This is a genomic window from Providencia sp. PROV048, assembly GCF_033688165.1.
In the GTDB taxonomy this organism is placed as follows: Bacteria; Pseudomonadota; Gammaproteobacteria; order Enterobacterales; family Enterobacteriaceae; genus Providencia; species Providencia hangzhouensis.
This window is the reverse complement of the sequence record NZ_CP096360.1, coordinates 2,440,093-2,463,969: the sequence shown is the minus strand read 5'-3', so window position 1 is coordinate 2,463,969 and position 23,877 is coordinate 2,440,093. Positions and strand designations below refer to the sequence as shown.

Genomic DNA, 23,877 nt, shown 5'->3' with positions numbered 1-23,877 from the left:
TTTATGAGATATTAATCTCAATCTTTTTTTTGTTATTTTATGTATCGTGAGAACGATTCTTGAAATAATGACAAATATGTCACTATTCGACTAAAAATACCGTATTGATTATAAAAGGGAGATATTGCATGGGACTGATTTATGGTTCTTTATTCCAAAATTCAAATCCTGTACATGCATTTCAGTTAAATGGAGACGGTGGGTTACTTCCTATCGACGTGAATGCTAGCGCAAACCAGCAATCACCGTTTTGGCTTCATTATGATTATAAAGATCCGCAAAGTTTTAATTGGATTCAGCAATCAGATCTCTTTAATGACCAAGTTAAGTCCGCTTTATCTGGGCATTCAGGACGTTGGCGATTGATTCGTGTTGGCGATGGTATTTTATTAACATTGCAAACATTAAATACCAATGCTGGCCAGCGGCCTGAGCAATTAGTTGCGTTTAGGGTATTTATTAATAATCGGATAATTATTTCTAGTCGTCATCGAAAAGTAAATTCCTTAGATTCTATTATTGATGATTTAAAGCAGGGAGTCGGGGCCCAAAGTACAGGTGACTGGTTAGTTGAGGTTGCTGATTCTATTACAGATGAAATAAGTGATTTTACGGATTCTTTGCATGAGCGTTTAATTGATATGGAAGATTTCATATTAAATAGCCAAATTCCTGAGAGAGGGGAATTAGCATTACTTCGTAAACAAATTATTGTGATACGCCGTTATATGGCTCCACAACGAGATATGTTTTCCCGTTTAACAACAGAAAAATTGCTTTGGTTAGATGAAACCAATCGTCGTCGAATTCAAGAGATTTCTGACCGATTAGGACGTTGTATTGAAGATCTCGATGGTTTTATTGCACGTACAGCGATTATTTCTGACGAGATAACGAATATGATGACTGAAATGATGAATCGGCGCATTTATACAATGTCATTAATGGCCATGATATTCCTACCAACAACTTTTTTAACGGGGCTGTTTGGTGTGAATTTAGGCGGGATCCCTGGTAATGAGTTTCGTTTTGCCTTTAGTGTATTTTGTGTTTTATTAGCCGTTTTAATTGGAACCGTTTTGTGGTGGTTAAGAAAAAGCCGATGGCTCTAATATTGATGACTTATTTGCGATAACCGGACCTAGTTTGAGATAAATCAATAAAACTACTGAGGTTTTAGTGCAGTATTAGTCCTGCAGGTGAATGCAACGTTGAGCGATGAACGTTGTGCTCCATAATTGTAGTTTTTCTCATATTGAGTTCTTATACAGAATAATTGACCACTGTAATGCCGATGTATTTTACATCGGCTTTTTTTTGCATCTAATCCGAGCAAAAATAACCTCCATACGAGGAGGTTATTAATAAATGTTTATTTAACTTCAATAATATCAAGGCGTTCTACTGTAAAGTCGGGCTTATCATCTTCATCTATAAAAGGTTGAAGCGGTAGCTCCTCTTTGTCAAACGCAAGATCTCCGCCATTGATAACTTCATCTCCATGAGAAATATTTTTGAAGTCAAATAATTCGGTATCACATAAATGAGACGGTACAATATTTTGAGTAGCACGGAACATTGTTTCGATACGGCCGGGATAGCGCTTATCCCAATCACGTAGCATCTCTTTAATAACTTGACGTTGCAGGTTTGGCTGAGAACCACATAGGTTACATGGAATAATTGGAAACTCTTTAGCCTGCGCAAAGCGCTCTATATCTTTTTCTCGACAGTAAGCGAGCGGGCGAATGACAATGTGTTTTCCGTCATCACTCATCAATTTAGGAGGCATACCTTTTAACTTACCACCGTAAAACATATTCAAGAACATAGTCTGTAAAATATCATCACGGTGGTGACCAAGAGCAATTTTAGTTGCTCCTAATTCAGTAGCCGTACGATACAAAATTCCACGACGTAAACGCGAGCACAGTGAACAGGTTGTTTTCCCTTCAGGAATTTTTTCTTTTACGATCCCATAGGTATTTTCTTCAACAATTTTGTACTCTACACCAAGTTTATCAAGGTATGCAGGTAAGATATGCTCAGGGAAACCGGGTTGCTTTTGATCTAAATTAACCGCAATTAATGAGAACTGGATTGGGGCGCTTTTTTGCAAGCTTTGCAGGATGGAAAGTAGTGTGTAACTATCTTTACCTCCAGATAAGCAAACCATTATCCGGTCACCGTCTTCAATCATATTAAAGTCAGCGATTGCTTGGCCAACATCGCGGCGAATTCTTTTTTGCAACTTATTTAAGTTGTACTGTTCTTTATTGGTCGTCATTCTATACGTTCTGCTACTGGGGTTTATGTTGCTGATGGATAATTGTACATTTGGTTTTTAAATTATTATTGTTTTATGCTTAAAGCCTAATCAGCGAGAGTTATAAAAAGAGGCTCATGATAGCAGAACATGAGGGAAGAGTGATACCAGTTCGGTAAAATAGGTGAAAATTGGTGTCCACCCCACTTTAATAGAGATACACAAACATAGAGTTTTCTAACTGTTGACGATATGCCTCCGGTGGAAGCTGATTTAAACTTTCAAGTGCTCTGATGATATTTTAGCCTGCAATGATGTATCAACCAAAATCACTAAGCATTCGTGTGTTTCTTCATTAATAATATTGAGTGTTTTAACGTATTTACTGCAATATAAATTTTCGTGCATGAAACCCAATGTCCCTTGAGTATTTGAGCTTTTTCATCATGACATCTGCAAGTTTTAGGTCAGAAAATCTAATTATAGCTGCCTTATTCAGATGTGAGTTAACAATACTATTGTTTTTATGCCTAGATACAGAACCAATAAATTTTTCAATTATTACTTTCCATTTTTTAGGGGCTAAAGTATATATTTTTGAGCTAAAATAATACAGCTGTATTGAGTCTTTCTTATTCTTATTTAGTATAAGCAGGGTAAATAAGTAATAAATATCTATCCCACTGGCTATTTTATATTTTTAGTAGTCACTAGAAATTTTAGTAACTTAATAAATTGTTAATCACGGTAAGAATTATATGGGCATTATAAAACCTATGTTTATAATATTTAGATAGAACATATTCTTCTATTTAAACTTAGCAAGTTTTCCAGTGCAGTGGTAAAGAGAGAGAGATAGAGTGAATGTATAATTGCAGGACCATTAGAAATTAACGCTTAATAACAATAAGATATTGAAAAAATTATAAGGTAACTAATGCTCTAAGTTATTTGTGAAAAGAAAAAGCTTTATTTTAAGTATGGCTTACAAGTGCGACATGATTCACATTTTAAGAATTATATGTTTAAAAATACAAACTAATAGAGTTTATTTGAATTATTATGTCCCCGGGTGTTTGGCGCTTGAACTATAAATATAATTATAAATTGAATGTAAATGCTTAAAATCGTACCTTTTAAGCAAGGTCATATATATTGAAATTAAAAATTATTTTTTTTGCTTTTAATTAGTGGGTTAAGGAGACATTAAATCAACTAATCATAATTAAAATCTATTAACATGGTGATATTTATGAAATACCTTATATTCTTTTTTAGTCTAATTTTTGTTTTTCTTATAGCATATTTGCTTAGTTTTAGTAAAAAAAACATAAAACATAAACTTCCATCGATACTAACATTGTTAACATTGGAGATTATTGTCGCGTTTACCATGCTAAATACTACCATTGGGCTTACTACTCTTGACGGTATAGCATCAGGTATTCATTATATAATTAATTATGCTAATAAGGGGATTGATTTTGTTTTTGGAGATATAAGCAGTAAAACTTCTATGGTTTTTGTTGTTGTAGCTCTTTTACCTTTGATTTTTATTTGCTCTATAATTGGAATATTTAAATATATCGGTGCGCTAGATTTAATTATTAATACTATAGGCTTTCTAATTAACAAAATATCTAAAGTTGGAAAATTAGAGTCTTTTGCCGCTATTAGCGCTGTGATAGTCGGAATGATGCCTGCTTATGTATCAATTAAAGATTACATTCCAAGGCTATCTAAAGCACAGATGTATACTATTGCTGCATGTACTATCTCAACAGTAGATATTGCATTGCTAGGCGCATATACACAAATGGTTGAGCCACGCTATGTTTTTATTGGTGTTAGTCTCAATTTTTTTAGTACTTTTATTATTGTTTCTATGATTAATCCAAGTGAACCCACAAATATCACAACTTGTCCTTTGGGGGCAAATAAAGGTGAAAGGGGCTCATTTTTTGAGGTGTTGACAGATCACATGCAGGATGCCTTTAAGCTTATTCTTGCAATTGTTCCCATAATTATCGGTTTTGTCGCCTTAATTAGTATGCTGAATGATGTTTTTTTAAATATTTTAGGAATTAGTTTTCAAGGAATTCTTGGTTATATTTTTTCACCTTTAGCTTTCATTTTGGGTAGTTCATGGGATGAAAGTGTTACTTTTGGAACAATTATTGCGACTAAAATTTTATCGAATGAGTTTGTTGCTATGATTGACTATATGAAATTAACAAGCATTACACCACGAACGGATGCAATTATGTCCGTATTTTTAATATCATTTGCAAATTTTGGCTCTATCGGAATGATTATCGGTTGCGTTACAAGTATAAGCCGAGAACATGGAAAAATGATTGCATCAAATAGTTTTAGATTGATTGTTGGCTCAACTTTAGTCAGTTGTTTATCAGCGACTATTGTTGGTATTTTTGTATAACATATAAATCAAGGAGTAATAGAATGAACAAAATAATAATTGATTGTGACCCTGGTGTAGATGATGCTGTGGCTATTTTTTTAGCCTTAGCTTCTCCAGAAATAGAATTAATAGGCATAACCACAGTTGCAGGTAATGTAGAATTAGAAAAGGTTCACAATAATGCACGACAATTACTTGCGTTAGCAAATAGGCAGGATATTCCTCTAGCGAAAGGTTGTGAGCGTCCACTAATGTCCAAAAGTGGGAGTAAAACTCATGTTCATGGTACTGATGGTCTAGCTGGAGTATTGCTTCCCGCATCAGATTATCCAAATTATTCTGGTCACGCCGTAGATTTTATTATTGATACGGTAATGTCAAATCCAGGTGAAATAACATTATGCACAATAGCATCTCTTACTAATATCGCAGTCGCTATCATCAAAGAACCAAAATTAGTTGATAATGTAAAAGACATTGTAGTCATGGGCGGAGCTGCATTTACACAGGGGAATATAACGCCAGCTGCTGAGTTTAATTTTTATGTGGATCCTCATGCTGCTCATATCGTTTTTGATAGTGCACGCCATATTACTATGCTTGGTTTGGATGTAACAAGTAAGGCTGATATAAGGGCTGGTTTGTGTAGTCCTTTGGAAAAAGGTGGCCTTATCGCTCAGACTGTTGCAGAAATGTGTCGAAGATATGCAGAGTTTGACCCATTTCTCCATGATCCCTGCGTTATTGCATACCTCATTAAACCTGAAATTTTTTCAGGTATTGACGGTTCAATTACTATCGAATATGAGTCTAATAAATTATTCGGTCATAGTTTTGCTTACACATCTACCTCCATTAATCATGACCCAAAAGCTAAGTATAATGAAGCTAAATGCAAGATTATTACTGACGTTGATACATCGAAATTAATATCTTTAATTACAGAACGTATTATAAATCTTTGAGGTAAAGAGTACCAACTAGAGCCTCGGTTGATAATTACTTAATATAATGGAGCTTACCATAGGTAATGGCCCAGTTTTTTAAGTTATGATTATTCTATGCTTAAATTTTAATCAGTGAGATTTATCAAAAGATGAAAATCTGTTAGGGGATAGTGTCTTCGCTATAGCCTTTATCTTATTGTATAAGCGCCAATGAGAACTTAATGTATAGAAAAATATGGAGGAAACATGCCTGCAACTGATCCTATTGAATTGATTTTTTCTTTACTCGCCAACACCATTAAAATGGTGATTACTCCAACGGAATATCTTATTCAAAGTGACGCTATTGGGGATGCCATTTACATAAGCTTATTATTTTTGAATTAAAGATGATGAGAGTATTCATTTAACGAGGTTAATTTCCTATAAATGAAGGAAGGCTAGCTTCCTTCATGACTGAGAGTAATCTAGGCTAATGGGGTAATTCGTCACATAGCTTTTGTAAAGTAGTTAAAAACTGACCTACATGGAAGCCATCACAAACTGCATGATGCACTTGTACAGCTAGAGGAAGCCACATTTTATTATTCTCACTATAGTATTTTCCCAAAGTGAAAATCGGGGTAAAAACATTAGTAATATCTGCAATATTTAGATTAAAACTGTCGAATGAAACCCAAGGCAAAGATGACACATAGAAGACATTTTCAACTTGCTGTGGTTGAGGGTGCAAATCGAGATTATCTTTATGCAACGTTAATTGCTGGTGGTAGTTCTCCATAAATGTTGTTATTTCTGAAGAATACTTGCACCATAATGAAGAAAAAGTTTCGGTATCTTTGTGGAAGATAGTAAAACTAGGGTGCACTTCATCCCATAAAATTAGTTCATCATTTTTTTTTGCAAACCTAAATTCTTTATAGGTATTAACTACCCGTGATAATAAATAAATCACTGATGGATAAAATTCATAACCATTTGAATCTATATATCTTTTTAGGTTTGTGATATCTATCTTAGTTGTTAAACTAAACCCACAATTTATGGTTTTTTCGTAAATATTGTAATGTTCTCTACGTAACCATGTCTCTATATTAAATTTAGTATAATTCATAATTTTCCCTTCTAATAAGTTAATGTTACTGATATTAGAAGGGAGGTTTCTCCGCTTTTGATTGGCTCATAGTGATTTCTTATCTCGTGTTGAAGTTATGTTTGTATGTTATCTAGCTTATTTTTGCTTGTCGAGGCCTATACCTTACTCTTTCAATGTAAAGCACAATTTGCACGATAGTGAAATATACTTATGTACATGGTTGTGCGTTGACGTAGGTATCAAATAATGTTTTAACATCTACATTCAATGTGTTAGATATTACCATAAGATGTTCAATGAATATGGAAAGGCTCCCATCTTCATATTTTATGTATGACTTTTCAGTGATAGATATTAATTCTGCCATTTTTTTTGTCGTAATTTGATGCTCTATACGTTTTTGTTTAATAAATTTGCCCAACACGGCATTACCAACATTATTTTTATTCATAGTGATCCATTGTCAATTCGATAATAAATTTTTTTATTATCTTAGAAGAAAATTAATATTCAATGGGTAATAATCTGTAAATTTAAGATAGATGAACTAAGGTGAATAAGTATAAATGATATTTATAAGATTAGCTCAGGTATAATTAACAACAGAGAAAGATATTATTATACATTATGATCTAAAGATGAAGTTTAATGGGTGCAAAATTCTTTTTAATAGTATTAAATGAAATTTTGCACTAGATAATATGTTAATTTTGATACTATTCTTTAACAATGACTATATTTAACAATAGTTACTAAAGAAAGGATTTAATGTTGGTTAAACAGATAGTGCGACTTCTACTGTTTTTTGAGCATGAATGGCAGTAGTATCAAATATTCCTACGGTCGTATCATTCTGATTAACTAGTAATGTTATCTCGGTACAGCCTAAAATAATACCTTCAGCCCCGTTTTCTACAAGGGATGCCATTATACGCTGATATTCTTTTTTAGATTTGTCATTTATTATCCCTAAACATAGTTCATTATAGATAATATCATGAACTATTTTCCTATCTTGCTGGTTAGGTATTAGTACATCCACGTTAAATTTTTCAATTAATCTTTGCTTATAGAAGGGTTGTTCCATAGTAAAAGCGGTACCTAGGAGTCCAATTTTTTTTATACCTGATTGTATAATGCGTTCACCCGTCGCATCAGCAATATGTAATAAAGGAAGACCTGTTTGAGATTCAATTTGTGGTGCAACTTTATGCATGGTATTTGTGCAAAGAACAAGGAAATCAGCACCTGCAAGCTTTAAACTCTCTCCTGCATCAGCTAAACACTGGCCGGCTAAATCCCATCGCCCGCTAGATTGATATTGTTCTATTTCAGAAAAATCAACGCTATATAAAACAATTTTAGCCGAATGCAGGCCACCTAGTTGTTGTTTGATACCTTCGTTAAGCTGTTGATAGTAAAGTAACGTTGATTCCCAACTCATGCCGCCAATAAGGCCTATTGTTTTCATTTGTTAGTTCCTATTATTGTAATGTTTTCCTTACTATACTGATAGTTTCTAAAAGAACACAATAGTATGAGAAAAATTTTCTAGATGATTAAAAGTAAAAAACAGTTGTAATATTAAATACAACTTAACATTACTTTTTGAAGGGTTTTTATATTTAACATATTTTAAGTTAAAAAAGGATAAATATAAGAACATTTACGTTTTAAAGATGGATTTTAATTGATATCTGGTTATCATCGTAAAAAATATTATTTCTATAAAGTTGGTCATATATGGCGAGAATAAAAATGAATTTTTTCAAAGTAATCATTGCGATACTCATTTTTGGTGCTGCATTTTTGTTAGGAGCACTATATATGAAACCAACTCAATTAAGTTTAGTTGAGCAAGTGAAAAAGAATGTTTATGACGTTCTAGCGTACCCACAAGCAGCAAAGTTTAGAAATATTGAATATCATTTTTCTCGTTACACTGCGGATAAAGGTAAGGTAGGTTATGTTTGTGGAGAGGTTTATCGATATAAAAATGATAAGCCTGACGGATTTAAGCGTTTTATTGTTAAAGCTTATACTAATGATGAAGGTCGCATGGATATTTCAATTCCATTTATTGATGGAGGACATGAAATATTATTGCCTGAACAGGTTAACCAAATTTGGAAAGATAAATGCTCAAGTCCTGCCTCACCACTTGAGTAGGGAACGACGTATGCTAATATTTTTAACGCACTATAATTTGATTATTTTATGAAGAGCTGTAACCATCAAAATGATAACTGATAGAAATTAATAAATAAAACTGGATTATATATTGGTGATTTAGTGTTATACTAAAAGAGTTACATTTTGTTTTGTCATTTTATGAAACAAAAAGCCTTTGTGGTCAACGATGACTATATTTTTTGATGTTCATTTTTTAATGAATTTTAATTTAGTAGTTTAAGGAGTCGATAATGGTTAGTAATAATAATGCACGTCGTTTATTAGGTATGCCTTATAAATTAAGTCGCTCTAAAAAAAACATACGTGTTTCGCTTGGTTCTAAAGATAATACTACAGTTGCAGTACAAAAGAATAAAGCGACAGAAAAGAAGACATATCATTCAGTAACCGTTTTTTACCCAGAATATGTTATTAGTTAATTGAATGTATGTAACCCTCTAGTGTTTACTAGAGGGTTAAATTTAAGTTGTTAAAACTAATTTTTCATTAGATTACGTTTGCTCATTTCAATATGCACCACTCATATGAGTAATATTCTAACTCTTCTATTATAGAAATAAACAGTAGTCATAAAATAGATTAAGCGATATTATCTTCATTAATTAAAAACTAAAAAGAAAGATGACTATCGGGTGTTATTGAATGAAATTTTATTGTTTCCTGCTATTTTTATTTTGTTTTTCTCTTTCAGGGTGTTCAACTCAATTCAAATCAGATGAAGAAACTAATCGCTTAAATTTTAATATTCAACACGCAAACACGATTCCTATCAAGGATTCTGTTGAGCAGTTGGCGGTTTCTGACATGTTGCCAGGCGATATTATTTTATCTTCTGCTACAGGGTTAAATTCATGGGGAATTCGGTTATTTAGTATTAGTGGGGTAAGTCACGCATCTATTTACTTGGGGTTGGGGGAAGTAGCTGAGTCTGTTGGAAGTGGCGTTAGGATCATTACATTAGACCAAGCAGTGAGAGACTCTAACAACATGGTAGTGCTGAGGCAAACAGGCTTAACATCATTGCATGCAGAAAAATTACGCGAGTTTTCAGTTCAAAATAATGGAAATAAATATAATTATAAAGGTATTGTGATGATAGCGCCTTGGATGATCACAAAAAGGGTATGTGAGCTTCCATTAATTGGTGAAACGATACGTAATTTTTGCTTAAAAACTTTAGCTAAAGTTCAATTAGGCGATGATATAGACCAAGCTAATGGTTTCTTTTGTTCACAGTTTGTCCTTGATGCTTATAAATATGCAGGTATTCCCTTATTTGAAGGTAACTCATCGTGGATAACACCTGCGGATATATTACATATGCGTACAGGTGATGTACCAACTTTCATGCCAACCCAGCGTCTAGCGTATGTTGGGCATTTGAAATCATGGAGCTTTAGTAGTGCAATACGCAGAAAATAGTGTGTAATTTTAAACAAAAAAAAGGCCAACATATAAAGTTGGCCTGCTAAACTGGAAGCAATGTGAGCAATGTCGTTTGTGATAAACCTGAGTGATTTACTCAAGTATTCACGAGGTAAAAGATAACCATTCTCATTTAAGAAATCAACCCTTTTTTTTATGTAGTTACTCATTCTCATTCTTCACTTGATTTTGTTTTTTATTTATAAAAAACAAAATGTTGTATATTTATTTCTAATTAAAATTACGTTATTACCCCAAAAAAATTTTTTTAATTGATATTAATGAGATTATTCTTGCTCAGATTAATCATTAATAGGCGTGTTTACGATGCGAAAATTAAAGTTAGGTGTAGTTGGCTTAGGTTCTATTGCACAAAAAGCGTATTTACCGGTTTTAACGAAAGAAGAAAATTGGGAGTTAGTTGGCGCTTTTTCTCCTAATCAATCAAAGGCAAAATTAGTTTGTGATAGTTATCGAATCCCCCTGTTTAGCAATATTGACGCACTAGCACAGCAATGTGATGCTATTTTTGTTCATAGTGCGACGAAAAGCCATTTTGAAGTAATCAAGCGGCTATTAGAGGCAAACGTCCATATCTATGTTGATAAGCCATTGACTGAATTAATTGAACAATCTGAGCAATTAATTGAGTTTGCAGCGCGACGCCAGAAAATGTTAATGGTTGGGTTTAACCGCCGCTTCTCGCCATTTTATTTGGCAGTTAAACAGGATATTAAAAATATCACGTCTATTCGTATGGATAAGCACCGTATGAACAGCGTAGGGCCGAATGACGCTAGATTTACGTTATTAGATGATTATTTGCATGTTGTTGATACTGTAATGTGGATAGCGCAAAAAAATGTAGAATTAATCAGTGGTAGTATTCATAACACAAATGCTGGTGAGCTATTTTATGCAGAGCACCATATGCAAGCTGGCCAGAGTTGGCTAACAACATCGATGCATCGCAAAGCAGGAAGCCAACAAGAGCAACTTATTGTGGTGGCTGAAGACAGTATTCACCAAATAACCAATATGAACCATTGGTGGAACGAAAATGCCATTGGGATTAGCGAGAGAAAACCGGCTAATTGGGATTCGATTTTAGTTCAACGCGGCTTTGATGGTGCAATTCGCCATTTTATTGATTCTGTTTCAAATCAAACTCAACCGTTGGTCAGTGGCGAAGAGGGCTTGAAGGCTCAAAGAATGGTTGAAAAGATGATATCTACAGCGAATACAATCAGTGATTAATTATCTTCTATGTTAAAAGTCATTATCTATTTTATTAAGCAGTAAATTTTTAGTATCTCATTACTTTATAGGAACGCGAGATGATACATTTACAAGATAGCTCTGATGTATTGTTTGTTGCAGGATTTGGACCAATAGTTACAGATTATAAAAAAAGTCACTCTTTTTATCTTGAGTTGTTAAAGCTACCTTTAAAACCAATTGAAGAAGGGAGCCAATATTTAACTTGTGAGCAAGAAGGGCTAGAAGGTGTCAAACATTTTGCACTTTGGCCTATAGAGCAAGCCGCTCAATCGTGTTTTGGTCAAGGTGAATGGCCTAAAAACATACCTACCCCGCAAAGCTGGATGGAATTTGAGGTCTCAGACATTGAAAAAATTACAAAAATTTGCCTTAAAGAAGGTTATGTCTTATTAGTTAATAACCGAATGGAACCTTGGGGGCAAACAGTCACAAGGTTATTAAGTCCTGAAGGTATGTTAGTTGGTTTAACTGTAACGCCATGGCTAAGGGAATAGCTTGTTTTTATTTGTAGTTAGAGATCTCATTTATCTTTGTGGATAAGAGACATTTATTAGTAATTGTTTATAATTTTGTTGTAGAACTTCATTTTAACTATTTTAGGAGGGGTTATGTATAAAACGATTCTGGTCCCTATCGACTTAACAGAAGATGAATTAACCAGTAAAGCAGTCCGTCACGCGGTTAATCTTGCAAAGCAATCAGGTGCTAAAATTCATCTTATTCATGTTTTACCCATTTCTTCAGCAATTATTAATGCGTACGCCTTAGGTTACATGGAAATCAAAGACCGTGCGACGGTGAAAGCGGAAGAAGACATGAAAATGTTAATGGATTCAATTGATTTACCTCATGATGATGTTAGTTATACTATAACGTTTGGTTCCCCGCGAGATGAAGTGATTAATACAGCAAAAGACATTAATGCAGATATTATTGTTATTGGTTCTCGTCGCCCAAATATTACAACTCATCTTTTAGGGTCAACAGCCGCGGGAATAGTGCGCTACGCGGAAACATCAGTACTGGTTGTACGTTAATAATTAGAGAAGAACCTGCTCATCGGGTGGGTTCTTTGTTATTTGATTATTTATATTGCCAATTTAATTAATTTTAGTACTCAAGTTAATTGATCTTACTTATAACAAGGTGAGTTTGAGTCAATATGGAAAAGTTTTCGCAAGAATTACTGCGTGTTGAACACTTTGTTCTGAGAGTTTTGCGTTTTTATTTACTCGCACTTTTGATTTTTTTTCTTGGTTTATTACCCGGTATAGTTGGTTTTTATTTTATTGAAGGTCACTCAGTTGTTGAGTCAATGCTTAATGCGTTGTCTATGTTGAGTGGACAAGCTATTGAGCCGGCTCCTATTACACGAGGAGGTCGTTTCTTTATTGCTATTTATGGTCTATTTTTACAAAGCGTTTTTATTATCAGTATTGGATTAATCGTAACTCCTTTTATTCATCGCGTTTTGCATAAATGGCATTTAGAAGAATAATTTTTGTTGTAATAGTAAGGAGCTTCACAGCTTTTTTTAGTGTAGTAAGACTATACTTAGAAGAGTAAAAGGACAATATTCACCCGCTACGCCTAATAACCAAGTTGTAAAAATACACAATAATACAGCTTGAATAAAAATGTAAACATAACTAATAAGGGGCATCATATGTATAAAACAATTTTGGTTCCTGTGGATATATCTGAAGATGTACTAACAGATAATGCATTAAAACATGCTATTTATTTAGCAAAAATTTCAGATGCGAAAATTCACTTATTTCACTCAGTTCCGGATGTTTCAAGATTTTCAATGAGCTACAGTTATCATTATGATTTATTGTCCTCATTTGCTAAAAAAGCACTTGAACGTTCAGAAGAAAAGTTAAAAGAAATTATTGAAAAAATTGATTATCCGTCAGACAAAATCTCTTATAAGGTTGAGTTTGGTTCACCAAGAGATAAAGTTTTATCAGAAGCTGAGGCTATTGATGCTGACCTTATTGTTATCGGCTCACGCAATCCAAGTATTTCAACCCATTTATTAGGTTCAAATGCTTCTGGGATTGTTTCCTATGCGAAGATCTCGGTTCTTGTGGTTCGGTAAATAAAATAGCCTGCTCAGCAGGCTATTTTTTTGTCTATTAAAAGCGAACAATTCTAGGGTGTTTTTACCGCTTCTTTGGCTTGCTCAATTGCTTTAAGTGCTTGGCTGCAAGCTTGCTCTTGTGCATCATCTGGGTAGCTAGCAAGGGCTTTTTTCGCTTCCTCTAATTGTGACTTCATTAATGCAATTTGTTCACCTGCATTGGCTTCATCTTTATATTGTTCTTCAGCTTGCTTAACCAGGTCGTTCATTTCTTTGAAATAAGTATCACAGGTAGCACCTGCATTTGCATTAAATGCAGTGAAAGCCATTAAAAGGCTAAATGCAATTGGAAGAGTTTTTTTCATCATATTTTCGCTTTTAAAATTCATAATATCGTCAGAATAACATCCCATATTCAAAAACGCATCACTCGAACACGTGAATGTTTTTAATTGATAAATTTTTACTGCATATTGAGAGTATTCCTGTTAGTAACTCGCGGTAATAGCATAATTTGCAAAACACAAATGATAATCATTCTTGACTGAGTGTAATGTAAAATTGTACATTTGAGTACACTTTGAATAATGATGACAAAAGAGATGATTATGATGAACAAAAAGATGATAGAAACAGAAAGCTGGCCAATCTGTGAGATGAATGTGTTTCCTTCAACGATGGATGAAACCCGTTTATGGTTAGAGGAAATGGATATGCTATTGGCAAGAAGAAATGAGTTTGTATTGATATATCCTCCGGTGGTTAAAAAAGAAAAACCATCCTTAGAAGATATGGAAAGCATGAAATATATACGTCGTTGGTTGAAAGATGCAAAAGAAGCGATGGAGCAACATTGTCGTGCTCTGATTGTTACCCTACAACCTGACGGGCGAGATCAAGAAGAAATGGAACGAATGGCACCCATGCTGTCTGCGTTGTACGGCCCTCAAGTTTTAATCGCAAATAATTCCATGGCAGCCAAAGAACAAGCCCAATCAGTTCTAGCTTAGTCGGCTGTGGTTTTACTGATTTTACGGATATAACTGGCGATGATATCGACAGACATAGCAATTTGCTGTTGAATAAATTCATCGCTGGGCTTGAAATCAGCAATACAGAAAGTGGTGATAAACACATCCGCTTTTAGCATTTCTAGGTAGCGTGAAGAAATGCTTAACAATGTTTTTTCATCCACTTTAACGTCAGGAAGCAAAGCCAATTTTTGTGTCAACAGACGATAGCTTTTTACTGGACCTTGCTCAAAAAATGCGTGAGTTATTTCTGGGAAACGGTTGTATTCACCTAAAATTAACCGGTATAACCCAATGGATTCAGGCTTAAGCACATTCAATAAAAATCGAGAACCATAAAAAGAAAGTATCGACTCAATCGTATCCAGTGGTGGTGTTTTTTCGTCGGGCTCTTGAAAAATATCATCAATCATTGATGCAATAACCGCAGCAAATAACCCTCCTTTATCACCAAAATTTTTATATAAGGTTGAGCGAGAGCCCCCAGCACGTTCAATAATCATATCCAGAGTTGCGCCTTCAAACCCATATTGCAGAAAAATTTCAGTTGCTGCAGTGATCAACGCCTGATGCCGACGTTGGCCTTTTGGGGTTTTAGCTGTAAGCGTGCTACTCATGAATGGCTAATCCTACTCTTTGTCTTCAAATAAGAAAATAACATAACAAATTTTACCAAATAGTTTAAATCACGTTACCTCAATCACAGATTTACCTGAAAGAGATCATCATTTAAGCTGATATTTGTCTTTATGATATTTATAAAGATTAACATGTTTAGGTAGATATCTGAATGGTTGTCACAATGTTGGGGGCAAGATGATAGAGCATGTATTAAATGAGCAAAAAACAGACCAAGATGATCCTGTTAATCAGCAACGTGAGGTAACTCGGCTATGTATTGAGTGTGGTTTATTGTTATTGCAACATGGCGCTGAAAGTATGCTCGTTGAACAATTGACGACCCGTTTGGGTATTGCACTTGGAGCAAGCCAAGTCGATAGTGCTATTTCATCTAATTCATTAGTTTTAACCACTATAATTGATGGTCGCTGCTTAACGTCAACACGACGCATTATTGACCGCGGTATAAATATGCATGTTGTTACTGAAGTTCAGCATGCAGTCATCCTAGTCGAACATCATTTGTTAGACCGAAAACAATTAAAAAAGAAATTATTATCAATTAAACCGTTGCGTTATCCTCGATGGTTAATGGTGCTGATGGTGGCACTATCTTGTGCTTGTTTTAGTAGGTTGAATGGAGGTGGATGGGAGAGTGCGTTAATTACATTTTTAGCCAGCGGTTGTGCAATGTATGTGAGGCAAGTGTTAACTTCCCATCAAATGAACCCGTTAATTAATTTTTGTATTACTGCCTTTGTTGCTACAACGGTCTCAGGTTTATTATTGAAAATACCGTATTTGGCTGTGACTGAAACAATTTCGATGGCTGCCAGTGTATTGCTTTTAGTTCCCGGCTTTCCATTAATTAATGCAGTCGCTGATATGTTTAAAGGGCATGTTAATACAGGATTAGCGCGTTGGACAATGGCGAGCCTTCTCACTTTGGCTACCTGTATTGGGGTTGTGTTAGCAATGACAATCTGGGGTTTAAAAGAATGGGCATAGAATTTCTATTCTCTTTATGTGAGAAAATGCTATTAGCCGCTATACCGGCAGCAGGGTTTGCTATGGTATTTAATGTGCCTGTAAGGGCATTGAAATATTGTGCCTTATTGGGTGCTATTGGCTATGGCTTTAGAATGATACTGATGACATTAGGATTGCAAATTGAGTGGGCAAGTTTTCTTGCTGCAATTTTAATCGGTATTATCGGTATTCAGTGGTCGCGTTGGTGGTTAGCTCATCCTAAAGTGTTTACTGTTGCTGCCGTGATCCCGATGTTCCCAGGTATTAGTGCCTATATTGCAATGATTTCAGTCGTGAAAATATCGCAATTTGGCTATGACCCTGAATTAGTTGAGATTTTAGTGACTAATTTTTTAAAAGCCTCTTTCATTGTTGGAGCCTTGTCTATTGGTATTTCTTTACCTGGTTTATGGTTATATCGCAAAAGACCAAGCGTGTAATTTTTAATGGTGTGGCTTACTGGCATTCTCGTTATGTGAGTAAGTCATACTTTACTTTTTACTAATAAGACTTAGATATCCTATTAAAGCTGCATAAATTCCGATATGGATGGTGAGCCATAAAATTGGGTCATCGCTGATATCATTTATGCTACTATTTGATTAGAATATGTGATATTTCTTCTTATGCATTAATGTGTTAGAGGAAAAACTAATGCATTTATATTAATTCTTCGCATATATTCTTATTAGTGGTGTTATTTTGAAACAATTTAGCTTGTCCAAATATTATCAATTCATTTTTTCGATTCTATTATTTCTTTTCTCTGCATTTTCATTTTCCGCACCAAATTCGTTTACAGAAGCTAAAGTGCTAAGTAAAACGCAGGTTTATGCAGATCAAAATCATCAAGGAGAGGGAACAATATATTGTGGTTGCCAGTGGGAATGGGTAGGAAAAAGCGGGGGAAAGGTTGACTTAGCCTCTTGTGGCTACCAAGTGCGTAAACAACAGAACCGAGCTGAGCGTATTGAATGGGAGCATATTGTTCCAGCATGGGTGTTTGGTCATCAAAGGCAATGCTGGCAAAAAGGGGGGCGGAAAAACTGTGTGTCTAGTGACCCTATTTTTGGCCGAATGGAAGCAGATATGCATAATTTAGCGCCTTCTATTGGTGAAGTGAATGGTGATAGAAGCAATTTTAGTTTTGGGCAATTATCCACTAATACACCGTATCCATACGGAATGTGCCGTAGCCGAGTTGATTTTAAACAAAAAGTCTTTGAGCCAAGAGATGAAGCCAAAGGGCAGGTAGCCCGAGTATATTTTTATATGCATGGCCGCTATAACTTGTCTATGTCACGTCAACAACAACAGTTATTGATGGCTTGGGATAATAAATATCCTCCAACCTCTTGGGAAATCAAGCGAGATAATCGAATCGCTAAGGTAATGGGGCATCATAACCCATTTGTGACAGGGGAGAAAAAATGGAGTTTAAATCATAAAAATAGCGCAGAGGGTGTTAATATTTCACCAGTCTCACCTTTAAATCAGCATCAAGTAATAGAAAATAAATCTATTGTACCAAATACGGTTGAAATTAAAGGTAATCGTAATTCTAAAAAATATCATTTTTCACATTGCGCTAGCTTCAATACCATCGCTGATAAAAATGCCGTCATCTTCACTGACGAACAATCGGCTAAAGCCGCAGGTTTTGAGTTAGCGGGAAATTGTAAAATACGCTAATTATCCTTTCAAACCACAATAGTTAACTAACTGATTATTGTGGTTTTACTTTTTTTGTTTTTATGTGTGATAACGAAAAATTTTAATAAACGCCCAAAATTTTGTTAGAAAAATGTTGCTTTATCAAAAAAAATGACGCTATATTTAAAGCAGATGAAAACTGCAATAAAAACATGGACTCATTGAGGCACTAAAAATATTGCAGTTCGTCATATTACTGTCATATAGATTCATTAGTTTAAAAGTATCGCTGTTACAGGAGAAACTAATGGGAAATAAGTGTTTATACACGCGAGTACAAAACCGGTTACCACTCCATCATGAAATTTCCATGGTGAGATTGGTAACCGGTTTTTTTATTAGCCGAGTTATGGCATGGAGTTACAGCCACATAATAGATATTTGATATTAACTTTGAGCTTGAAGGGAGCTCGCCTCTGTTTTGAATAGTCCGTCATTTGAATTGACATCACTGATACCTGGAAGGGTTAATACTATGAGTAGACAGAAAGCTGCAACAAAGGCACGCCGTGAAATGAAACGTTCATCACGCAAAGATCGCTCAGGTCGTTTTGATATCAATAACGTCGCATCATTTGCTGAATTTACTGGCATTGAAGCTATCGGTATGGCAAAAGAACGGCGTGATGAATCCCCTATATTGCCCAGAAATGAAGCTCAAAAACTCTATATTAATTCCATTAAACATAAGCAATTAATTTTTGCGAATGGCGAAGCGGGATGTGGTAAAACTTACATCAGTACTGCACTTGCGGCTGATGCGTTAATTCATAAAGATATCAATAAGATTATTGTGACAAGGCCCGTTCTTCAAGCGGAGGAAGATCTCGGTTTTTTACCGGGTGATATGTCAGAAAAGTTTGCGCCTTACTTTCGCCCAGTCTATGACGTCTTGGTGAAAAGGCTCGGCGCATCTTTTTTGCAATATTGTTTGCGTCCCGAAATTGCTAAAGTGGAAATAGCCCCATTTGCTTATATGCGAGGCCGAACATTTGAAAATGCCGTCGTGATATTAGATGAGGCTCAGAATGTCACAGTCACTCAAATGAAAATGTTTTTAACTCGGCTTGGTGAAAATGTGACGGTGATAGTCAATGGTGATGTGACCCAGTGTGATTTACCAGAAGGTGTGTCCTCAGGGTTAGCTGATGCATTACAACGTTTTAGTAGTGATGAAATGGTTTCAATGGTGAATTTTACTATAGAGGATTGTGTGAGATCACAATTATGCCATAAGGCATTATTGGCTTATAACCACTAATTAGCATTGTTATTAACTATATGCCCCGCGATTTACCCACGGGGCATAGGTTAGACTCCTATATAGGAAGCCGATTAGTGATAGAGCATCTCATGTACGATTTGCTCATCTGTGAGGGTATATGGGTAATAAGTTGGCCAATTTTCTAGCTGACTTAATAATTTTTCCTGAGATTCATTTCCCATATATAGGTGGAAATGCCCCGAGGCTTGTGGTTCAATAATATGGTCACTAAACTGGATAAATTTAGGCGCTTTTGAGTTTGCATCTTTGCATTCAAATAAGTAACGAACGCCTTTTTTTCCTGAAGTATAATGAAGAATTTTGTAACCGGCGTAGTCATATTTACAGCTACTTACAGTACCATTTTGAGTAAACTCAATAACATCGTTTTCAATACCAATACTGTCAACATCAGTGGCATAACCTTTTTTATAATATTCACGATACTCTTCAACAGTTTTGTCTTTATTTTTCTTCGCTTTACTTTCTAGAACCTCATCAAGTTTTCCATTTAATAGTAATGGATTAACAGATTCCCAGATGCCTTGCCAGTCACTAAGAGATCTATCTTTGACGTCAGTATCTGCAAAAATCCCTTTTGAAGCTTGTAGCGCTTTCTCTGATTGTGGATGGGAGTGACTATGTGAGCCATGAGCAACAGCAGTATAGCTAGTGAGAGCTAATGCAATATAAAGACTAGTTTTTAAAATTGCCATTTTGTACACAGTGGTTTTCCTATTTTTGTAGTGAATATAACGACCATAAAAACAATTATGTTATAACATAACATTAATGGGTATGAAAAGTATTTTAGGGAGTTTATTGTTGAGGAATATAATGGCTAACAACTTGATGAAGACAGGCAAGATCAGGAAATGAGTTCGCTTATTAGAATTTATAAACCAATAAGCGAACTAAATATTTGAAGTGAAGTTAATCGTCAGGATTATCCATTACAGCATGGCGCTCATGATGGTAACCTTCCTCATCATAGCCATATCGCCAGTAAGGGATCGCATAGATATCATCACGACCAAAACCTTTTTCACGACGAATATAACGACGCAAATCACGAATAATTTGGTCTTCACCTGCAATCCAGAAAGCACAGTCGCTGCTTGGGATGTCCCAAGACTTAAACGTGTTAATTAATTCAGCTGTTTTGGTGATATCACCACAGATCCAAATTACGTCAACGTGTTCAGGTTTTTTCAGTTCTCGCACGTCTTTTGGGCTATCTAACCGTAGTACGACTTTACCTTGGGCATTTGCTGGCATTTTTTCCAATAATGCGGCGATAGCGGGTAGGGAACTTGAATCACCAGCCATGAAGTAATGTTGTCTGGCAGGTAATAATGGGTCTGGGCCACCTGGATTGGTAATTCCCATCCAATTTCCTGGTTTTGCATCCCGAGCAAATAGATATGCAGGGCCAGTTGCGCCATCATGCATAGCAAATTCAATATCTATCTCGCTAACTTCTGGACGGATGGCTCTGACGGTATAGGTACGAACAAATGGGCGAGGTTTGTCTTCTGGCCAGCTACGGCCTTCTTTACTTAGGATAGGGAGTGCGGGCTGGCTGATTAAATCAGGGGCTAAAAATATTTTCAGGTGCCCACCTTCACAATCTGTTGGGTATGTATTGAGTCTTTCACCTGTGAAAGTAATACTACGAATAGATGGGCTGATATCGGTAATGGATTTAACTTGAATAAGCTGTGGTGGAGCCGGGCGATAGATGTTTTTTTCAACAGGTTGTTCAGTGGCCACGGACGATCTCCTTTATTAATGATAATTTTATTATATGGTAATTATTATCATTATCATGAATAAATTTGTAAGTTGCAACCGCTAGTGAGTGATTGGGGGCGGATATTTATGAAGAGAGATTTTCAGCAGAAGATAGGGCAACTCATAGTGATGAGCCATTGATTTTAATAAAAATGCCGTATGACTTTTAGTCTACGGCATATAGAAAAGTTAATTACTTCACTTTCATTCCAGCGGCGGTCATCATCAATTTAAATACTGACGAAAATGCAAACAATGCGAGTACACTTCCGAACCAGATGATAGCCATCCAACCGAGTTTTTTCCACCAAGGAGAGGCACTCACGTTATCAGTGGTAGCCTTGTTCTGGGGTAATTTTTCCTCTGAAGACATAGTAACTCCAATAGGTATAAACCAAAATAACAGGAATGATGAATAACGCACCGACTAACATAAAGCCTAAACTTTCGGATGGGCCTGCGGCATCACGGAAACTGACTGCGGGTGGAATGAGTGTCGGCCAAATACTGATGCCTAAACCAGTAAACCCAAGGAAAATTAACATTAAAGCCGCTAAGAATGGCACGCTATCGAACCGTTGGCGCTTAGCACTTTTTAGGATCAACCAAGTACAGCCTAATACCAGTAATGGAACCGGTAAGAAGAAGAACAGATTTGGCAGGGTGAACCAACGCTCAAAGACTGCGTCATTTAACATTGGGGTCCAGAAGCTGATCACTGCTATGACCGCTAACATCAGTAATGTTAATGGCCGTAGGACACGATACATGGTGCTACGTAAGTTGCCCTCCGTTTTCATGATCAACCAACCACAAGCTAATAGCGCATAAGCAACGACGAGGCCAAATCCGCAAAACAGTGGGAAAGGTGAGAACCAATCGAAATAACCACCCATGTAAACACGGTTTTCCACATGGAAGCCTTGGATAAAGGCACCAACTACCACACCTTGAACAAAGGTGGCAAAAATTGAACCCCAAATAAAGGCGTGATCCCAATGGCGGCGGTGTGATTCATCCGCTCTAAAGCGAAACTCAAAGGCGACGCCACGGAAAATCAAGGCCAATAACATGAAAGTTAACGGAATTGACAGGGCATCAAGGACAATCGCATAAGCGAGAGGAAAGGCGCCAAATAAAGCGGCCCCACCTAAAACCAACCAAGTTTCATTGCCATCCCACACAGGGGCAACGCTATTCATCATCAGATCACGGTCTTGGCTATCTTTTAGGGCTGGATAGAGAATACCGATCCCCAAATCGAAACCATCCATAACAATATACATCAACATACTAAATACGATGATGACAAACCAAATGAGAGGTAAATCAATGCCCATGAGCTGCGTCCTCCGCGATACCTTTACGAATTAATTTCATCATGTACATATAGCCAATCCCGAAAACACCGCCATAAACGACAAAAAAGGCGATTAAACTGATGCTCATGTGCATTTCACCATGTGCACTGACCGCATCAGAGGTTCGTTGTAGCCCATAAACAACCCATGGCTGGCGGCCAATTTCTGTTGTAAACCAACCTGCAAGGATGGCTATCAGCCCAGAAGGTGCCATGACGAACATAAAGCGCAGGAAGGTTTTGGATTCATACAGATTTTTACGATAACGCAGCCATAAACCCCAGACTCCAGCCGCTATCATTAATAAGCCCAGCCCGACCATTACACGGAACGACCAGAACACCATAAACACGTTCGGCCTGTCTTCTGGCGCGTATTCTTTTAATGCAGGCACTTGTTTATCAATACTATGGGTTAATATCAGGCTCGCAAGATACGGAATTTCGATGGCATATTCGGTTTTTTCTTTCTCTTGGTTTGGAATACCAAACAAGATTAGCGGGGTGGCTTCTCCGGGTTTGTTTTCCCAGTGACCTTCCATTGCGGCAACTTTAACTGGTTGATGTTTAAGTGTATTTAGGCCATGAGCATCCCCAATTAAAGCTTGAACAGGGGCTAAGACCAAAATCAACCACAAGGACATGGAAAACATTTTTTTCATGGCACTGGATTTATTGCCTTTGAGTAAATGCCATGCCGCAGAAGCACCAATAAAGAATGCCGCAGCAAGGAAAGCAGCCGTGGTCATGTGCAATAAACGGTATGGAAACGATGGGTTGAAAATGACGGCCAACCAATCAACGGGGACGATACGACCATCGATGATTTCGAAACCTTGCGGTGTTTGCATAAAACTGTTAGATGCCAAAATCCAGAAAGTGGAAATGATGGTACCTAATGCAACCATGCAGGTGGCAAAAAAGTGCAGTTTTTCACCCACTCGGTTCATGCCAAACAGCATGACACCAAGGAAACCGGCTTCAAGAAAGAACGCGGTTAATACCTCATACGTGAGCAATGGGCCGGTAATTCCACCTGCAAAATCTGAAAAGAAACTCCAGTTGGTACCAAATTGGTATGCCATCACCAATCCAGAAACAACGCCCATTCCGAAATTAACCGCAAAAACTTTCGACCAAAAATGGAACAGTTTTATATAGTCCTCGTCACGAGTTTTAAGCCATAGACCTTGTAGCACCGCAAGGTAACTTGCTAGCCCAATAGTAATGGCTGGGAAAATGATATGAAACGAGACCGTAAAAGCAAATTGTATACGGGCAAGTTCCAGCGCAGTTAGTCCAAACATATTGACCCCTGAGTGGATATGTTAATGGCACGCAATATTTAA

The 23,877-nt window shown here is 36.2% G+C and carries 29 protein-coding genes; 17 read left to right on the top strand and 12 right to left on the bottom strand.

Annotated features, from left to right (window positions below; all coding sequences use genetic code 11):
* Positions 1 to 128: 128 nt before the first annotated feature.
* Complete coding sequence (gene zntB, locus M1F26_RS10830) at positions 129 to 1,112, top strand: zinc transporter ZntB (protein ID WP_004263941.1); 984 nt, start codon at positions 129 to 131, stop codon at positions 1,110 to 1,112.
* A 260-nt stretch (positions 1,113 to 1,372) separates the two neighbouring features.
* On the opposite strand, the gene ttcA is transcribed toward zntB, so the two are convergent.
* A complete protein-coding gene (gene ttcA, locus M1F26_RS10825) occupies positions 1,373 to 2,287 on the bottom strand; it encodes a tRNA 2-thiocytidine(32) synthetase TtcA (RefSeq protein WP_140170551.1) in 915 nt (304 codons plus the stop codon).
* Positions 2,288 to 2,539: 252 nt separating this feature from the next.
* Complete coding sequence (locus M1F26_RS10820; RefSeq protein WP_265104088.1) at positions 2,540 to 2,674, bottom strand: hypothetical protein; 135 nt, start codon at positions 2,672 to 2,674, stop codon at positions 2,540 to 2,542.
* An 844-nt stretch (positions 2,675 to 3,518) separates the two neighbouring features.
* Here M1F26_RS10820 and M1F26_RS10815 point away from each other — a divergent pair.
* The 3 genes from M1F26_RS10815 to M1F26_RS10805 all read left to right on the top strand — a co-directional run bounded on the left by M1F26_RS10815 (position 3,519) and on the right by M1F26_RS10805 (position 6,022).
* Positions 3,519 to 4,706, top strand: coding sequence for a NupC/NupG family nucleoside CNT transporter (locus tag M1F26_RS10815; protein WP_233618319.1), 1,188 nt, complete (start codon positions 3,519 to 3,521; stop codon positions 4,704 to 4,706).
* Positions 4,707 to 4,729: 23 nt separating this feature from the next.
* The gene (locus tag M1F26_RS10810; protein WP_004263951.1) at positions 4,730 to 5,653 is read left to right on the top strand and encodes a nucleoside hydrolase; all 924 of its coding nucleotides are present in this window, start codon (positions 4,730 to 4,732) and stop codon (positions 5,651 to 5,653) included.
* Between the two features lie 228 nt (positions 5,654 to 5,881).
* A complete protein-coding gene (locus M1F26_RS10805; RefSeq protein WP_004263953.1) occupies positions 5,882 to 6,022 on the top strand; it encodes a hypothetical protein in 141 nt (46 codons plus the stop codon).
* Between the two features lie 85 nt (positions 6,023 to 6,107).
* On the opposite strand, the gene catA is transcribed toward M1F26_RS10805, so the two are convergent.
* From catA to M1F26_RS10790, 3 genes are all read right to left on the bottom strand, one after another.
* Positions 6,108 to 6,749 carry a type A chloramphenicol O-acetyltransferase gene (catA, locus tag M1F26_RS10800; RefSeq protein ID WP_140170549.1) on the bottom strand — a complete coding sequence of 214 codons (642 nt, stop codon included), beginning with the start codon at positions 6,747 to 6,749 and terminating at the stop codon, positions 6,108 to 6,110.
* A 190-nt stretch (positions 6,750 to 6,939) separates the two neighbouring features.
* Entirely contained in the window at positions 6,940 to 7,182 is a 243-nt protein-coding gene (locus M1F26_RS10795; protein WP_140170548.1) for a helix-turn-helix domain-containing protein, read from the bottom strand.
* Positions 7,183 to 7,506: 324 nt separating this feature from the next.
* Positions 7,507 to 8,202 (bottom strand): aspartate/glutamate racemase family protein, encoded by a 696-nt coding sequence (locus M1F26_RS10790; protein ID WP_140170547.1) that lies wholly within the window; start codon positions 8,200 to 8,202, stop codon positions 7,507 to 7,509.
* A gap of 356 nt (positions 8,203 to 8,558) precedes the next feature.
* Between M1F26_RS10790 and M1F26_RS10785 the strand changes: the two genes are divergently transcribed.
* The 8 genes from M1F26_RS10785 to M1F26_RS10750 all read left to right on the top strand — a co-directional run bounded on the left by M1F26_RS10785 (position 8,559) and on the right by M1F26_RS10750 (position 13,734).
* Positions 8,559 to 8,900, top strand: coding sequence for a hypothetical protein (locus M1F26_RS10785; protein ID WP_180359456.1), 342 nt, complete (start codon positions 8,559 to 8,561; stop codon positions 8,898 to 8,900).
* Between the two features lie 254 nt (positions 8,901 to 9,154).
* A complete protein-coding gene (sra, locus tag M1F26_RS10780; protein ID WP_004263968.1) occupies positions 9,155 to 9,343 on the top strand; it encodes a stationary-phase-induced ribosome-associated protein in 189 nt (62 codons plus the stop codon).
* A gap of 223 nt (positions 9,344 to 9,566) precedes the next feature.
* Complete coding sequence (locus M1F26_RS10775; protein WP_140170546.1) at positions 9,567 to 10,346, top strand: YaeF family permuted papain-like enzyme; 780 nt, start codon at positions 9,567 to 9,569, stop codon at positions 10,344 to 10,346.
* A gap of 330 nt (positions 10,347 to 10,676) precedes the next feature.
* Positions 10,677 to 11,606: a Gfo/Idh/MocA family protein gene (locus M1F26_RS10770; RefSeq protein ID WP_140170545.1), complete on the top strand. Its 930-nt coding sequence runs from the start codon at positions 10,677 to 10,679 to the stop codon at positions 11,604 to 11,606.
* Positions 11,607 to 11,686: 80 nt separating this feature from the next.
* Complete coding sequence (locus M1F26_RS10765) at positions 11,687 to 12,124, top strand: hypothetical protein (RefSeq protein ID WP_004263976.1); 438 nt, start codon at positions 11,687 to 11,689, stop codon at positions 12,122 to 12,124.
* A 114-nt stretch (positions 12,125 to 12,238) separates the two neighbouring features.
* Positions 12,239 to 12,667, top strand: coding sequence for a universal stress protein (locus tag M1F26_RS10760; protein ID WP_004263978.1), 429 nt, complete (start codon positions 12,239 to 12,241; stop codon positions 12,665 to 12,667).
* 125 nt (positions 12,668 to 12,792) lie between these two features.
* The gene (locus M1F26_RS10755; protein ID WP_004263981.1) at positions 12,793 to 13,128 is read left to right on the top strand and encodes a hypothetical protein; all 336 of its coding nucleotides are present in this window, start codon (positions 12,793 to 12,795) and stop codon (positions 13,126 to 13,128) included.
* Between the two features lie 168 nt (positions 13,129 to 13,296).
* A complete protein-coding gene (locus tag M1F26_RS10750; protein ID WP_140170544.1) occupies positions 13,297 to 13,734 on the top strand; it encodes a universal stress protein in 438 nt (145 codons plus the stop codon).
* Between the two features lie 53 nt (positions 13,735 to 13,787).
* Here the strand turns inward: M1F26_RS10750 and M1F26_RS10745 are convergent, their stop codons facing one another.
* The gene (locus M1F26_RS10745; RefSeq protein WP_036958707.1) at positions 13,788 to 14,081 is read right to left on the bottom strand and encodes a DUF5339 family protein; all 294 of its coding nucleotides are present in this window, start codon (positions 14,079 to 14,081) and stop codon (positions 13,788 to 13,790) included.
* Between the two features lie 243 nt (positions 14,082 to 14,324).
* Between M1F26_RS10745 and M1F26_RS10740 the strand changes: the two genes are divergently transcribed.
* Positions 14,325 to 14,726, top strand: coding sequence for a hypothetical protein (locus M1F26_RS10740; RefSeq protein ID WP_227528772.1), 402 nt, complete (start codon positions 14,325 to 14,327; stop codon positions 14,724 to 14,726).
* Here M1F26_RS10740 and M1F26_RS10735 read toward each other — a convergent pair.
* Positions 14,723 to 15,364: a TetR/AcrR family transcriptional regulator gene (locus M1F26_RS10735; protein WP_140170543.1), complete on the bottom strand. Its 642-nt coding sequence runs from the start codon at positions 15,362 to 15,364 to the stop codon at positions 14,723 to 14,725. The genes M1F26_RS10740 and M1F26_RS10735 overlap by 4 nt on opposite strands.
* Positions 15,365 to 15,563: 199 nt before the next feature.
* On the opposite strand from M1F26_RS10735, the gene M1F26_RS10730 reads away from it, so the two are divergent.
* From M1F26_RS10730 to phoH, 4 genes are all read left to right on the top strand, one after another.
* The gene (locus M1F26_RS10730) at positions 15,564 to 16,376 is read left to right on the top strand and encodes a threonine/serine ThrE exporter family protein (RefSeq protein WP_140170542.1); all 813 of its coding nucleotides are present in this window, start codon (positions 15,564 to 15,566) and stop codon (positions 16,374 to 16,376) included.
* The gene (locus tag M1F26_RS10725) at positions 16,367 to 16,837 is read left to right on the top strand and encodes a threonine/serine exporter (protein WP_140170541.1); all 471 of its coding nucleotides are present in this window, start codon (positions 16,367 to 16,369) and stop codon (positions 16,835 to 16,837) included. The genes M1F26_RS10730 and M1F26_RS10725 overlap by 10 nt, the downstream gene beginning before the upstream one ends.
* A 298-nt stretch (positions 16,838 to 17,135) precedes the next feature.
* The gene (locus M1F26_RS10720; RefSeq protein WP_227528984.1) at positions 17,136 to 18,089 is read left to right on the top strand and encodes an endonuclease; all 954 of its coding nucleotides are present in this window, start codon (positions 17,136 to 17,138) and stop codon (positions 18,087 to 18,089) included.
* A gap of 496 nt (positions 18,090 to 18,585) precedes the next feature.
* Positions 18,586 to 19,371: a phosphate starvation-inducible protein PhoH gene (gene phoH / locus M1F26_RS10715; protein ID WP_094962486.1), complete on the top strand. Its 786-nt coding sequence runs from the start codon at positions 18,586 to 18,588 to the stop codon at positions 19,369 to 19,371.
* A gap of 74 nt (positions 19,372 to 19,445) precedes the next feature.
* Here phoH and zinT read toward each other — a convergent pair whose 3' ends face one another.
* From zinT to M1F26_RS10690, 5 genes are all read right to left on the bottom strand, one after another.
* Positions 19,446 to 20,090, bottom strand: a complete 645-nt coding sequence (zinT, locus tag M1F26_RS10710; RefSeq protein ID WP_140170894.1) for a metal-binding protein ZinT — start codon at positions 20,088 to 20,090, stop codon at positions 19,446 to 19,448.
* Between the two features lie 217 nt (positions 20,091 to 20,307).
* The gene (locus M1F26_RS10705) at positions 20,308 to 21,147 is read right to left on the bottom strand and encodes a siderophore-interacting protein (protein WP_140170539.1); all 840 of its coding nucleotides are present in this window, start codon (positions 21,145 to 21,147) and stop codon (positions 20,308 to 20,310) included.
* Positions 21,148 to 21,361: 214 nt separating this feature from the next.
* Positions 21,362 to 21,493 carry a DUF2474 domain-containing protein gene (locus tag M1F26_RS10700; RefSeq protein WP_306821397.1) on the bottom strand — a complete coding sequence of 44 codons (132 nt, stop codon included), beginning with the start codon at positions 21,491 to 21,493 and terminating at the stop codon, positions 21,362 to 21,364.
* 4 nt (positions 21,494 to 21,497) lie between these two features.
* A complete protein-coding gene (gene cydB, locus M1F26_RS10695) occupies positions 21,498 to 22,508 on the bottom strand; it encodes a cytochrome d ubiquinol oxidase subunit II (protein ID WP_318837568.1) in 1,011 nt (336 codons plus the stop codon).
* Positions 22,498 to 23,835, bottom strand: coding sequence for a cytochrome ubiquinol oxidase subunit I (locus M1F26_RS10690; RefSeq protein WP_140170537.1), 1,338 nt, complete (start codon positions 23,833 to 23,835; stop codon positions 22,498 to 22,500). The genes cydB and M1F26_RS10690 overlap by 11 nt, the downstream gene beginning before the upstream one ends.
* Positions 23,836 to 23,877: the final 42 nt, after the last annotated feature.